This is a genomic window from Mesorhizobium sp. M1328 (assembly GCF_040318075.1).
GTDB lineage: Bacteria > Pseudomonadota > Alphaproteobacteria > Rhizobiales > Rhizobiaceae > Mesorhizobium.
Window position 1 is genome coordinate 20,499 of the sequence record NZ_JAMYLO010000018.1, and the last position, 13,913, is coordinate 34,411.

At 60.0% G+C, this 13,913-nt stretch carries 10 protein-coding genes and 2 pseudogenes; 6 read left to right on the top strand and 6 right to left on the bottom strand.

The features are described from left to right. Nucleotides 1–19: 19 nt before the first annotated feature. Nucleotides 20–156, top strand: a pseudogene (locus tag NKH23_RS25655) (IS256 family transposase); the annotation flags it as partial. A 2-nt stretch (nt 157–158) separates the two neighbouring features. Here NKH23_RS25655 and NKH23_RS25660 read toward each other — a convergent pair. Both NKH23_RS25660 and NKH23_RS25665 read right to left on the bottom strand, forming a co-directional pair. Continuing rightward, nucleotides 159–1,328 (bottom strand): site-specific integrase, encoded by a 1,170-nt coding sequence (locus tag NKH23_RS25660; RefSeq protein ID WP_353035572.1) that lies wholly within the window; start codon nt 1,326–1,328, stop codon nt 159–161. Nucleotides 1,329–1,337: 9 nt separating this feature from the next. Beyond that, on the bottom strand, nt 1,338–2,438 hold the full coding sequence (locus NKH23_RS25665; protein WP_353035574.1) for a hypothetical protein: 1,101 nt from the start codon (nt 2,436–2,438) through the stop codon (nt 1,338–1,340). A 212-nt stretch (nt 2,439–2,650) separates the two neighbouring features. Between NKH23_RS25665 and NKH23_RS25670 the strand changes: the two genes are divergently transcribed. From NKH23_RS25670 to istB, 5 genes and pseudogenes are all read left to right on the top strand, one after another. Beyond that, complete coding sequence (locus tag NKH23_RS25670) at nt 2,651–3,796, top strand: RHE_PE00001 family protein (protein WP_353035576.1); 1,146 nt, start codon at nt 2,651–2,653, stop codon at nt 3,794–3,796. A 143-nt stretch (nt 3,797–3,939) separates the two neighbouring features. After that, entirely contained in the window at nt 3,940–5,874 is a 1,935-nt protein-coding gene (locus NKH23_RS25675) for a TIR domain-containing protein (RefSeq protein WP_353035578.1), read from the top strand. Continuing rightward, nucleotides 5,871–7,427: an argonaute/piwi family protein gene (locus NKH23_RS25680; RefSeq protein ID WP_353035580.1), complete on the top strand. Its 1,557-nt coding sequence runs from the start codon at nt 5,871–5,873 to the stop codon at nt 7,425–7,427. The genes NKH23_RS25675 and NKH23_RS25680 overlap by 4 nt, the downstream gene beginning before the upstream one ends. Before the next feature lie 406 nt (nt 7,428–7,833). Next, nucleotides 7,834–9,400 (top strand): annotated as a pseudogene (istA, locus tag NKH23_RS25685) (IS21 family transposase). After that, on the top strand, nt 9,333–10,061 hold the full coding sequence (gene istB, locus NKH23_RS25690) for an IS21-like element helper ATPase IstB (RefSeq protein WP_353035582.1): 729 nt from the start codon (nt 9,333–9,335) through the stop codon (nt 10,059–10,061). The pseudogene istA and the gene istB overlap by 68 nt, the downstream one beginning before the upstream one ends. A gap of 193 nt (nt 10,062–10,254) precedes the next feature. Here the strand turns inward: istB and NKH23_RS25695 are convergent, their stop codons facing one another. The 4 genes from NKH23_RS25695 to NKH23_RS25710 form a co-directional block, all read right to left on the bottom strand. Next, nucleotides 10,255–11,754 carry a hypothetical protein gene (locus NKH23_RS25695; protein WP_353035584.1) on the bottom strand — a complete coding sequence of 500 codons (1,500 nt, stop codon included), beginning with the start codon at nt 11,752–11,754 and terminating at the stop codon, nt 10,255–10,257. 193 nt (nt 11,755–11,947) lie between these two features. Next, nucleotides 11,948–12,811: a DUF3800 domain-containing protein gene (locus NKH23_RS25700; RefSeq protein WP_353035586.1), complete on the bottom strand. Its 864-nt coding sequence runs from the start codon at nt 12,809–12,811 to the stop codon at nt 11,948–11,950. Between the two features lie 34 nt (nt 12,812–12,845). After that, a complete protein-coding gene (locus tag NKH23_RS25705; protein ID WP_353035588.1) occupies nt 12,846–13,355 on the bottom strand; it encodes a helix-turn-helix domain-containing protein in 510 nt (169 codons plus the stop codon). A 153-nt stretch (nt 13,356–13,508) separates the two neighbouring features. Next, nucleotides 13,509–13,883 carry a DinB/UmuC family translesion DNA polymerase gene (locus tag NKH23_RS25710; protein WP_353035590.1) on the bottom strand — a complete coding sequence of 125 codons (375 nt, stop codon included), beginning with the start codon at nt 13,881–13,883 and terminating at the stop codon, nt 13,509–13,511. Between the last annotated feature and the right edge of the window lie 30 nt (nt 13,884–13,913).

Consider the following 13,913-nt stretch of genomic DNA (forward strand, 5'->3'; position numbering starts at 1 on the left):
TGATTCGAAGGACCCACCGATGACCGACGACATGATGAACCGGCGCACGCTCGTGGTGAAGACCCCTGACGCTGATCTTTTGCGCGAGATGATGGGCTTTGCCGCCGAGCGGCGATGGAGATGGTGGACGGCGCCGCAACCGGCAGTCCTCAGGGTCTCTAAACGATGAGTCTTGCCGCCCTTCCAAGCGTCCGCTCGGCGTCATTGTAATAATTCGAGGCTTGCTGGACGGAGCGGTGCCGCGACTGCTGCATGGCTTCCGGCAGCGGAATGCCGCGGCGAGCGGTCTCAGTCAGATAGCCGGAGCGTAGGCCGTGCGCGGAAAACGCCGCCGGGTCGAGCCCAGCCTCGGCGACGCGGCGCTTCAGGATCAGGTTGACCGCCTGCGGCGTCAGGGCGCGTTTTTCCAGGTTGCCCCAGCGATCGATGCCGCGGAACACGGCGCCCTCGGTGATGCCGGCGCGCTCGAGCCAGTCTTTTAGGACCAGCACCGGGCGGCCGACGAGCAGCACAAAAGCGTCGGTGTCGGCCTGTGTCGTCTTGGTCCGGCCGAGCCGGATTTTTAGGCAGGGCAGTTTTGGCCCCTCTGGATCCTTGGGATCGGCGGGTACCGGCTCTTCTTCGACGATCTGCTCGAACCTGAGCGAAGCAATTTCGCTGCGGCGGCGGCCGCCTGAGGCGAAGGCGGTGATGAGGATCGCGCGATCCCTGACGTCAACGAAACGGTCGCCGGCGCAGATGTTGAGCAGTGTGGTCAAAATATCGGCGGTCACCGCCTTTTTGCTTTTTCGTACGCGGGGGCGGGCGCTGGCACGCACGGCCAGTTTGATGGCGCTGCGCAGACCCGGCGCATTGAACTTTCCCTTCAGGCCACGCCAGCCGGTCAGCGTCGACCAGCTGGACAGCCTCCGGCGCACGGTGCTGGGCGCGTGCGGTCCGTCGACGCGCAAAAGCCCTTCAGCTTTCAGCGTTATCGCGACTTCGGCGGGCATGCCGTGCGCCGGATCCGTCTCCCGTTTCGAAAAATCCCACAGATGATGGGCGACGAATTTGATCAAAAGTGCCTCAGGCGCCGGCCAGGGCAGCGAAAAACCGGTCGCGGCAAGCGACCAGGCCTCGAGGTAGCCGAGGTCGGAGGCCAGCGCCCGCAGCGAATTCTCGCCGATGCCTTCTTTGGCGAGATGGCGCAGCGTGGCGACATCGTCGTCGGTGAGGATGTTGGCCAAAAAGTCGCGCCGGTCGAACGGCAGCACCGACTCCAGCGCATCGAGCGCTTCGGCGCGGCGCAGTTTTTGGTCGGATGCGGGTTTTGGCAGGCGAAGGTCCATGACGCCGCCTCAGAACAGATAGGGTTTGTCGGCCCAGGCGAGCAGCACGGCGGCGTCACGATCGGCCAGCCGCACGCGCCCGGTCCGCAGCCCGTCAGCGACGCCGTGGCCGACGTCGGGATCGACAAATTGGCCGTGGGTCATGAGAAAAAACCAGGCGAAGGGCAGTCCGATTTTTTGGTCGATTGCTTCGATCCGTTCCATCAGCCGGTGCACCGATACGCCCTCTTCGCCCAGCAGCCGCTCGGCCGGATTCTTCAGCGGCCGCGGAATAAACCCGAATTCGCACCGGCCACGATCTTCAAGATCGTGGATGTCGAAGGCCCAGTGGTCAAAGATGCGTACGCTTGCGGCACTTGATCGCGCCCAATCGGCAAAAAAGCGGTTTTCGCGGGGAACAAACTCGAACCAGCCCGGATTGGCGTCTAAAAACGCGGTGTCGCGCGTGCCGTCGGGGCCGACCTCACGGATGATGCGGTTTTCGAGCTCCGGGCGGCTTGCCTCGCGCTGCTCGCGTTCGATCCGCGTCCGGCGCGCCAAAAAACTCCTCATGTGGACGATGCCGCCGCCGGTGCGACCGCGCAGCCGGTAGACCGGTCCGGCGAGCTGCTGCGCCTCAACCGCGGACTCGCGAGAAACCCAGGTCGGCTCGAACAGCTGGTCGGCGCTGTCGGGGCGATAGTCGCGATCGACCACCAGGCCGGCCACAAATTCCGTCTCGCGGCCGAGCGAGAGCTGGACAAAATCGGCGACGCCCGGACCGGTCGGCGCAAAGGCGAAGGCGCTGGTGCCGCGCCATTCGGTGAATTTTTTTCCGCTCTCGCGATGCCGGTTCCAGAAGGCGGTGAGGTCGCCGCCGATATCGGCCAGAGCGCGCTCGACCCAGGCGCGATGGTCGCCGAGGCGCGTGCCGTCGGCAGCGACGACGGCATGAGGGTTGCACCAGTAGGGGTCGTTGATCGTCGCGACGGTAAAGGCGAAGCCCGGAAAAGCCTTGTTCAGGGCCGGGGCGAGCTCGGCGTCGGCCGACTGCGGCGGCAGAGCCGCGAGCACGGTTTCGACGGAAGCGGCGTCGGGCAGGCGGACGGTTTTTTGTTTTTGCTCGGACATGCAGGCTGCCTTTGTATCGGCCGGGAAAGGCCGTCCAGAACGCCGGCCGCACGACGCCTGCGGCCATCTCAAGGGCGATTCTGGCTGATTTGCGGGTCAAAAACAATCACTATCGATAAGAGGTCATTATCGATAGTGAGAAAGGCGCCAGAGAAAATCCCCTGCAAGTCAACTTAAGTGCCGGATAGCTTGACTAACGCGAATCAGCCATCATGAAAACAATGGCTTATGCGCTCAACAGTCTGCCTCTGAACACGCTGATCGGGCCGGTTTCCCGCGCGACCGCGGCTTTGGCGCGGCTCGACGAGCGGGTCGCCCGCTCGCCGGTCCGCGACGGTTTTGTCGAGCGCCAGCATTTTGCCGACGCGGCCGCAGCACTTTGGCTTGCGGGCGAGCTCGTCCACATCGAGGACCTGGTCCTGCACGACGCCCACATGGACATTCGAACGCCGACCCACGAACTCACCCGCGCGCACGCGGTGCTGCGAACCCGCCGGCGCATTTTTGCGCAAAAACCGGACTGGGCGCTCGGCCGCGACGGTTTTTTGGCGCTGACCGGCCGGGGCGAGGCGATGACGGCGTCGGGACAAAAAAGCCGGGAAGGGCAGGGGGCTGGAGCCAGCTCTTTTGGAGCCGACGGTCGGGATGACGTTGAGGACGATCTGCTGGCCGAAGAATTTGCCGAGATCGATGCCGTTCTGGCCCGCTCATCCAGGATTCTGAGTGGCGCCGACGTGCCGGCTCGAAAGGAGGAAACGTCACGACGTGACCGGCCGGAGCCGCAAAACGGCCTGATCTACGATCTCGACTGGAATGAAGAAGAACGGCTGGCCGAATGGCAGGACGTTATCGACAGGACGCGGGATCTGCCGGTCGTCCTGAGCGGCGCGATCCTGCTCGAGGCCTGGACCGACATCGAGGTGCTGCAGCATGCCGCCTGGCTCGGGCCGCTGTTTTGCGCCGCGCTGCTGCGCCAGGAGGATCTTTCCGCCCACCATCTCGCCTGTCTGCATCTCGGCGCCAAAAACATTCCGCGGGAGCGGCGGCGGGCGCGCAATCGGTCCGACCGGTTGCTGGCCTCCCTCGATGCGATCCATGAGGCCGCACTCGTGGGGCTGAAGGAGCACGACCGGCTGGTGATGGCGAAAAGCCAGATGGAGCGGCGGCTCAAACAACGGCGCACCAGCTCGAAACTGGCCGACCTGGTCGAATTCGTACTCTCGCGGCCGATCGTCTCGACCGGCATGATCCAGGAGGTGCTAAAAGTCTCGAAGCAGGGCGCTCTCAACCTGGTCGGTGAGCTCAATTTGCGTGAGATGACGGGCAGGGGGAGGTTTCGGGCGTGGGGATTGATTTGAGGTCTATGATGCGGCGACCGACTAACCGCCAGTAACTGCTGGAGTATCTGACGATTTATCTTGCTTCTGTTAGGGCTTAGCTGCGACGCACCAGTGCATTCGATTGCTTGACTGCTAGGAGAATTGGCTCTCATTCTGATTGTATGAATTATGATTTTTCGAGTCTGTCGCACAACGATTTCGAGGGGCTGGCTCGCGACCTTATAGGGCGCGAGATAGGAGTGCGTTTCGAGGCGTTTCCTGAGGGTCCCGATGATGGGATGGATGGCCGCCACGCATTGGCCGACGGATCGATCATCCTGCAGGCGAAGCACTATCTCCGGTCCGGGTTCTCGCCCCTGAAGTCTAAGATGGCGAAGGAACGGCGGTCGATCGACCGGTTGCAGCCCAAACGCTACATTCTCGTTACGTCGACGTCGCTCACCCCTGCGAACAAGAGCACGCTTGCGGGCATCATTGGTCCCTCGCTTCAGACGCCGGGCGACATATTTGGACCTGACGACCTGAACTCGCTTCTCCGCAAACATCCGGATGTCGAAAAGGCGCACCAGAGACTATGGGCTCAAAGCACGACCGTGTTGGAGGCAATCGTCACCGGCGCCGTCGAGAAGGCGATGGCCAAGCCGGGTGCGGTCCCGGCTGTTCTCGGGAACCTCCTTCCTCCGGCGACATCCGCCAGACAATCGGTCGGAGACGCGGCAGAGAAAGGTGCTCGGGACGTAATCTTTCTGATCAAGTCCTCGCCGACCGACGACGAATTTACTCTTTGGCTCGCGCCCAAGCTGGAGGTGGAAGGATACCGCGTCTTCGCCGATATCCTAACGCTTCAGCCCGGCGACCGGTGGCGCAGGGAAATCAATGTCGCGCTTCAGTATCGAGCCGCAAAAGTTCTGCTCGTTAGCCGCGACGCTACACTCGCCGACTCCAACGTCCAGGACGATCTTGATATCGCGCTGGCGTTGTCAAAGGAGTTGGCCGACCCGCGATTCATTATTCCACTTCGGCTGGAGCCGGGGCGAAAGGTTAAGGGCATCGGTGATGCCGTGATAGTCGACTTCGTTCGTGGTTGGGGAGAAGGGCTCGGCTCGCTTCTTGATGCGCTCCAACGGCAGAAAGTTCCACGAAGCGCTGACCATGCGGTCGTCGATCCCAACTGGGAGATTTTTCGTCGGCGCGGCGCGATCCCGCTTGTCGACGAGCCTGAGCGATTGACTTCGAATTGGCTTCGGATCGTGGAAGGTCCGGATGTCATTCGATATTTCGAGAGCTCAGGGGTCGTCGACCGGAGATTGCTCGACAGAGCCATCGAGGCTTTTCCCTATCCGTCTGCCATCCAGGGATCGGCAGTCATAGCATTCGCGGATCAGTCGGAGATCGATTCCGCTTTCCAGTCGGTCGGCCGGTTCAAATTGAAGTATGAGATCCCGCTGCTGGACTTCGTAGATAAAGGCTTTCCGAAACTTGGTATCGAACGCCAGGTTGCGTCCAACCTGATGATCGCGATGCTCAAGAGAGCCTGGTTTTCTTTTTGCAAGAAAAACGGCTTTGTTGAGTACCATTATTCAAACGCGGTTGGCTTCCACGCGTCGTCTGCACAGGCGCCGACGGGGCAGCGAATACCTTGGGGCAAGCAGGGTGATCGACGCTCCTCCATGCTCCGCAATTCGGCCAAGGGACATATCTGGCAATTCGGCGTCACTGCGGTCCCCTATTTCTGGCCGTTCTGGCACTTCAAATTCAAGTCTAGGGTGCTGTTCTCAGTCGACAACGGCACACCTTCCGGGCTTGAGATCGACGATCCAAAAAAGCTGCACCGTCTGCGAAGAAGCATGTGCAAGGGATGGCGAAACAAGCAGTGGTACGGACGCATGCTTGCATTCATCGAGCTACTTTCCGGCGACTCGGCCTACATCGGACTGGCGCTATCCGCAAACAGCGCCGTTGTGCTTGAGGCGGCGCCGATACTGTTCTCTTCACCGGTCAGCACGGCCCTTCCGGATATTCTCGATGCTGATGATGAAGAGGCGGATCCCAGCACCTTGGGTCGACCTGATAACGACGAAGAGGCCGAAGGATGAGATTTCCAGAGAAGTCGCTCCAGGTCGAACATTTTCACGAACCCGAGCTCGAATTCGCATTCTCGCAGCGCAGCCCGCATCCCAAAGATGGCCTTTTCCTCTATGGTCCGCATGCGAAGGGGAAAAAGACCCGTGAAATCAGCGTCGGCGTCGTAGGCACCACCGAGGGGATCGGGCATTTCCGAGCGTGGAGCTACAAGCTCAAGAAAGTTGTTCAGGTTCCGCCACCCGGCAAGGGCGAGAAGGCAGACCGTCTCCATCTCGCGAACTTTCCTGGCCTTGAAGAAACATTCGGGATCTCCTTCGATCCCGACGAATGCAGCGCGTTGTCAATTCCGCGGCAGGATATTGATCGCGCCACCCGCATCTGGAACCTCAACGAGGCCGTCGAGAAAGTCGCCCGGTTGTATATCGACCGGGTGAAAAAGCATCTCCGCAACGAAGAGCAGTCCGTCGACGTCTGGATTCTCGTGTTGCCGGACATCGTTTACGAGCGTTGCCGACCAGGCTCGAAGAGGACCGGTCTGCCCATGGAGAAAGGCGATTTCGGCAAGAAGCAGAAGGCCAAGGAGAGCTTGCCATTGTTGTCCACGGCTGGTGTCATTGATCAAACAGACGAAGAGATTTTCGAGGACGTCCCGGACTTCCATCGCAGGATCAAAGCGGAATTCCTGAAGATCGCGCCAACCCAACTGGTCCGCGAAACGACGCTCGCGCCTGGCGCCTACCTCAACAAGGCCGGCTACCCCTCGCGCAAGACGCAGGACGCAGCAACCATCGCGTGGAACTTGGCGACCGGACTATACTATAAAACCCAAGCGAGACCGCCGTGGCGACTAGCACGTGTTCGGCCGGGGGTTTGTTACATCGGTATGGTCTACAAGAGCCTGCCGCGTGATCCCAATGGCCACGCATGTTGCGCCGCCCAGATGTTTCTGAACGAGGGAGATGGCGTGGTCTTCCGCGGAGCAAACGGCCCGTGGAAGACCGGCGACTATGAGTTTCACTTGAAGAAAGACGCGGCGAAGAGCCTTCTGGCCCTCGTTCTCGAAACCTACATTTCGACTCACAACGCTGCGCCGAAGGAGCTCTTCATCCACGGACAGACCTATTTCAATGACGAAGAGTGGAATGCGTTCGTAGAGGCGGCACCGAAGGAAACAAACGTCATCGGCGTGCGGATACGCTCAACCGGCGGCGAGATGAAGCTCTTTCGCGATGGCGACTATCCAGTTCTTCGCGGGACAGCGCTGTTGCTCGACGACCAGACTGCCTACCTTTGGACAACTGGGTATGTTCCGCAGCTGGACACCTACATCGGACCGGAAACCCCAAATCCCCTGCACATCACCGTGATGCGGAGCAAGGACGTAAAGCCTGACATTCGCACTGTCCTAGCAGACATCATGGGCCTCACAAAAATCAACTACAACTCCTGCAATTTCAACGATGGCCTGCCGGTCACCGTCCGCTTCGCCCGGATGGTAGGCGACGTCCTCACAATGGGATCGGCGAAGGGGGAGGAGAAACAGCCGTTCAAATATTATGTGTGAGCTGGTATCGATTTTAGCGCCAAAAGAAGAGATCGGGAGCTCGCTGATGCGGTCTTGTCAGCCATCCATAGAGTTTAAATGCCCCGGATGTGGATGCACGATCCGGGGCTGACCAGCATCGATAAAATTTCTCCAGCCGCCGATTGGTCGGTATCCTGAGGCTTCGAGCAGTGGCCCTACGTTAGTTGCTCGAAATCGTCCGGGTGGTGGCCAAACGCCTCCTTGAAGGCATTCTTGGCCCAGATTTCCGTGGCCCTGTTCAGACTGTCGCCGGTCAGCGATCGAAAATTGTGTGTTTCGGCGTGGAATAAGGACCCCGTTTCAGGGGTGATCGGCGTCCAAAAAGGACCCCTGTAACGCAGGGTTGTCACACTGCCTTCGGTTTCATCGGAGGCATTTGTTTTGGATGTTGGTTGTGGAGACGATTGCGAAGATACGTCGGCTTTCGCTGGTCCAGGGGAAGTCGATCAAGGAGATCTGCCGCGAATTGAGGATATCGCGGAAGGTTGTCCGGAAGGTGCTGCGGTCGGACGCGACGGAGTTCCGCTACGAGCGTGAGCATCAGCCGATGCCGAAGATCGGCCCCTGGCAGGATCAGCTCGACGGGCTTTTAAGTGGCAACCACGGCAAGGCGGCGCGCGAGCGGCTGACTCTGATCCGGATTTTCGAGGAGCTTCGCGGGCTCGGATATGAAGGCAGCTACGATGCGGTCCGTCGATACGCCAAGGGCTGGGCGAAGGCGCAAGGATCGGCAACGGCGGAAGCCTATGTGCCGCTGTTCTTCGCGCCGGGAGAGGCCTACCAGTTCGACTGGAGCCACGAGATCGTTCTGATCAACGGCGTGACGGTGACCGTGAAGGTCGCCCATGTTCGGCTCTGCCACAGCCGCATGATGTTCGTGAGGGCCTATCCGCGCGAGACGCAGGAGATGGTGTTCGACGCCCACGATCGGGCGTTTGCCTTCATCGGTGGCGCCTGCACGCGCGGCATCTACGACAACATGAAGACGGCGGTGGAGACGGTGTTTGTCGGCAAGGACCGGCAATACAATCGTCGCTTCCTACAGATGTGCAGCCATTATCTGGTGCAGCCGGTCGCCTGCACGCCGGCGTCGGGCTGGGAGAAGGGGCAGGTCGAGAACCAGGTCGGCCTGGTGCGCGAGCGCTTCTTCACACCGCGCCTGCGCTTCAAATCCTATGAGGAACTCAACGCCTGGCTCCTCGACAAATGCATCGCCTACACGAAAGCCCATCGTCATATCGACCAGCCGGAGCGCACGATCTGGAACGTGTTCGAGAAAGAGCGCGACAAACTGGTCGAATATCGCGGCCCCTTCGACGGCTTCCACACGGTTCCCGCCTCGGTGTCGAAGACCTGCACGGTGCGCTTCGACAACAACAAATACTCGGTCCTGTCGACCGCCGTCGGCCGGCCGGTCGAGATCCAGGCCTATGCCGATCGCATCGTCATTCGTCAGGATGGCGTGGTTGTTGCCGAACATGTGCGTTCGTTCGCGCGCGGCGAGACGATCTACAACCCTTGGCACTATGTCCCCGTGCTCGCCCGCAAGCCCGGAGCGCTGCGCAACGGGGCGCCGTTCCAGGACTGGGTTCTGCCATCGGCAATGGAACGGGTCCGGCGCAGATTGAAGTCCGCGGACGATGGCGACCGGCAGATGGTGGCGATCCTGGCTACCGTTCTCAGTGACGGCCTCGACGCGGTCGAGGCGGCCTGCCAGGAGGCGCTCGACCAGAACGTCTGCTCGTCAGCCGTCATCATCAACATCCTTGCACGGCAGCGCGATCCGGCGCCGGCAATCACCATTCTTACCCCGGAAGCACTCCGCCTGGCGCATGAGCCGGTTGCCGACTGCGCCCGCTACGACAGCCTCAGGAGGGCAAGCTGATGGAACGCACGCAGGTTCTGGAACTAATGGGGACGCTGAAGCTCTATGGCATGCGCAGCGCCTATGACGAGGTCATGGCAACGGGTATCAAGCGCCAGCACGAGCCGCCGAGGATCGTCGGTGATCTCCTGTCGGCCGAGATTGCCGAGAAGCAGGCCCGCTCCATCAAATACCAGCTCACCGTCGCCAAGCTGCCGCTCGCCAAGGACATCGAGGAGTTCGACTTCGACGGCACGCCGGTCAACGAGGTGCTGGTCCGGGACCTTGGCAACGGCACCTTCGTCGCCGACCAGCGCAACGCGGTGCTCATCGGCGGCACAGGAACCGGCAAGTCGCATCTGGCGATTGCCCTTGCCCGTGCCCTGATCCGCAACGGCTCGCGCGGTCGCTTCTTCAACGTCGTCGATCTCGTCAATCGATTGGAGGCCGAGCACCGCGGCGGCAAGCAAGGCCGCATCGCCGACTACCTCACCCGGCTCGACTTCGTCGTGCTCGACGAACTCGGCTATCTGCCGTTCGCCCAGGCCGGCGGGCAATTGCTCTTCCATCTGATCAGCCGGCTTTACGAGCGCACTTCGATCATCGTCACCACAAACCTGGCGTTCGGAGAATGGCCCGCCGTCTTCGGCGACCCCAAGATGACCACCGCGCTGCTCGACCGTCTCACCCATCACTGCGAGATCATCGAGACCGGAAACGAGTCCTGGCGCTTCAAGAACCGCGCCTGATCACCCCATCAAGCTGCCAAGCGCGATCCGCACTCGCCGGGCTGCGCAACCCAGACCAGCTCCGCCCGGCGAGCGCTGACCGTCGTGCCTCAAAAAGGGGGTCCCTTTTGCGCGCCGGTCCGGGGTCCCCATTCCAGGCCGATTGACAGAAAATTGTAGTGAAAGGGTCCGTCCCGAAGAATCCATTGCCATGTCAGATCGTAAAGAACTGTCGATGCCATAAAGGTATCGAGCATACGCTTGATCGCTGTCCCCTCGCGACCCGCGAACGCGCGCGTAAAGATTTGCTCCGTGTCGGCGCGGTCGGTGAAGAGCGACACGTGGCGCAGGAAGAGCCCCTGCGACACCTCAGTCGTGCGGCCCAGGGCCAACGCTCTGCCAGCCAACAGAAGAAGTGTGGATGGGTGAGCTTACTCCTGCAGAAATCCATAAAATGTGAGGTCATAACCCGGATAGGCAGGTTACCAGTGGCGTACTCGAAACTCGCCCATTGGGCCATGAGGGCCTGGCCCGCCGCCGTCTCAGACAAGGCTATAACAGCTTGTAGGGCGACAAGTGGATCGTCGTAGCCGCAGCGGTCTGCGAGGACGCGCGAAACGAATGCATACTCTTCAAAGCTATAGGCCTGGATCGCTTGCTTCACTTCAGGATGCTCTCGCGCGGCCTGACAAAGCAGGGCGAAACGTGCGCCGGCATCGACATCAGAAATGAAATCCTCGAAACGTTCGATATCGAGGGGAAAGCCGCGGGTCGGGTTGATCGAGAGGTCGCAGATCAGCAGAAACAGCCCGACGATGGGGCTGTCGATTGTCTCGGGCCATTCGGATTCACTGAGGCGAAGGAATTCTGTAAACGCATCGACGTAGATACCGCTCAGATAACCGCCGGCAGCATAGGCCGCGCAGGTCGAGGGGCCGCCTGACGCAGCGAGAAACTGAAGTTGGATGAAGCGCGCCTGCCCCTCGAAGATAGCGTGGAGCCCCACGTCACCACGGGTGATTGGCGATCCATGGTAGAAGCCCTCGTGGCGCGTGAGCATGAGGCGATCGAACTCTGCTTGCCATCGTTCCGCATCAGGCAGGCTGTCGGACGCAAGATCGCAAGACTGCACCAGCGCCATCAACGTGTTGCTATAGGCGATGCGATAAGAATGACCCACACTTTCAAAATGCTGGTTCTGCCTGAGCTCGGATGACCGGTTTGGGCTATGCGCGAAGAATTTGTAGAACTCGACGTCCAGCGCATTGTTGACGGCGATGTTCGCCTCGGCGAGCGCCTTGGGTGAGGGCGCCGTGCCATGGCGAAGCGCATCATCAGCCCACCGTTTTAGCGATTTCTTTGGCCCAATCTCCGCGATCGCATTTTGAAGGTGCTCCAGGCTGCTCGAGAATTGCGCCGGGTAGCAGAGACTGAAAATAAGGCCAGCGGTCGAGCCTACATGCTGCCACCAGTGGACGGTCTCATGGATGTAGGTCGAATAGGCTTGGATGAGGTCTGCAGGCTCATGACTCCCAAAGTCGCCAGAGGCGAGCGCGTCGACCAACTCATGAACACGTGGGCTCAAGCGCAGCACGAACTGTTTGGTGCTGTAGAGACCATGTGCTTCCAGCGTCGCCGCGAACGTCGTAGGCGCCATCAGAACGTCTCTGCTCGGTTCGAGCAGATCGTGGTTTAGATCGTTGAAAACGATCATATTGCGGCCTTTGCGGTGGCGTTGCGGTTGCACATATAGTTGAGGCGTGATTTGACCTGCGGCATCCTCATCGACGTTAGGTCGCTTCGCCGCTGCCACCCTGCGCTACTGAGGCAAGGTTGACATTAGCCCCCCCATGACATAGATGTCCTCTCGGAGGCTTTGTACGCGGAAACGTGGGCATTGCCTTTTTTTATGCCGGATTGAGGGGAACTGGCCTCAAGTCCCGAATGTGCTTGATCCCCCAGATTTTTTCACCTCCTTCGGTCTCACGACTGAATCGGATTCGCTTCACGCTATCAGCTAGTCCAGCCAGCTCGGGTCTGGCCGGCAGCGTCATGCCGTTTAATCGCAAGCCCCAACTGATTACATAGGCGACGATGTCTGTCAGCTGAATTAGCGTCGTTAGATCGCTGTGTACGAAGAACGGTTCCGGAATAATGAGGCGGGAGCGCACCCTGCCGTTCCGCGTCCGTATGAAATAGTTCGATACCTGCCCAAGGAGGACATGGCTCTGCGCCTTGTCGAGCTCGTCGAACACGAGATATCCCATCGGATCGTCCGGCATTCCATTCAAAAAGTAATAGAACCGCTCAAACAGGAAAGCGTAGTCCTTCCGCATCGCGTCATCGCTTGGTGGCCGCGGTGCTGATTGAGGGACCATAGTTGCGAAGACCTGTGCTCCGTGACTACGAGCAAGGTTGAGCGCAAACTCGCAATAGGCGATCTTCGCCTGGGCCAGCGCCGTCAACCGATCGCGAGTGACTGCTGTCCCATCAAGAAGAATCTCCCGCGCAAGGCGGCTGCGGGTGTTCTGCTCGAAGGTTGGCAATTGTGCAGCGTGTCTGAAAGTCTTTGGCTTGAGCAGCTCCTTGGCTTTCGCCTCCTGGCCGTAGGCCTGATAAAGACGCATCCCGAAGATATGCTGCTGGGCATCGGACAATTGCCTGATCAGCGGCCAGATCTTGCGGTCCTCGATCGCAACGCCTGCCAGGACCTCATATGGCGAATTCCGGCGATCCTGGCCTGACTCGTCGATAAATAGCGCCCAACTCATACCGAGCCCTCGCTCTTCGGAGAACTGCGGGCGGTCACCGTGAGACCTCAGCGCCAGTTTTGGCCGCCGCCTTGTATCCACGCTTCGTCACTGCCTTGCGAGCGGCCTTCGCCGATTCTTCGATCTCGCGGAATTCGGGCTCGAGTTCCTGAAGGCGCTTCACAAGGCCACTCAGATCATAGGTGTTGCTAAGCTTGCCGCCGTTGCTGCTACGGCGCTCAATCCGCTGGACCAATCCAGCCTGCTCGAGCTCTGCAACATACCGCTGCACCTGCCGTTCACTCAGGCTCAACCGTTGTGCGAGCGTCTCCTTGCTTGGGAACGGCTTCCGCTCTTTATCCCACCAGAAATCGCACAGCTGCAGGAGAACGGCGAGCTGAGTGGGATTGAGGCCGATGCGCTGCTGTGCGCGCAGCAAGAGAGATGGGACGAGGCAGAAACCAAGTTCGATCACCTGTTGGCCCCATTTGTCGGCGGAGGCCTTGTTGGTCTTGATTGTCGGCGCCGGCTTTGCGGCGTCTTCTTGTAGGGGAATCGCGGTCATGTTAGTGTCCTTTTGCTAGCTTCCGGGACACAAATGCGCAGCGTTGGAGCTGTTCGCAAGGGCGTGCAACCGGACGTATATGTCTTGAAGGGACCAGACATAAGTGTCGCTAGGCTACCAGTCAAGGATGGCTGGTAAAGAAAGACGCACCGTCTAACCGCAGATATAAGCGGATTGCACATAAACGAGTAGTAGTTCGACACCAGACGCCCATGACCAGTGGGCGAGGTCGATTTTTCCGAAAATGAGGGTTGTTCGGCCTCGGTGGTGCCGTTGGAAAGGCTGTGGACGTCTTTGCCGGTTCCGCAGACGGCACGATCTCAATTTCCATTCCGTAACGGCCGTTCGTCGACCGATGAGTCCTCGCACAGAATGATTACGAGCAGCCCGATGCCTTTTCGGGGAGAAAAAGCGTCGTAGTAGGCCGTTTGCAATGTGCTCGATTTCGGTCTGGGCGTTGGCTGGCAACGTCACTGTCCGGCTCCGGGTGACCTGCTGGAAATCTGAATATTTGACCTTCAACGTCACGGTGCGACCCTAGGATCTCGTTCACCGCGA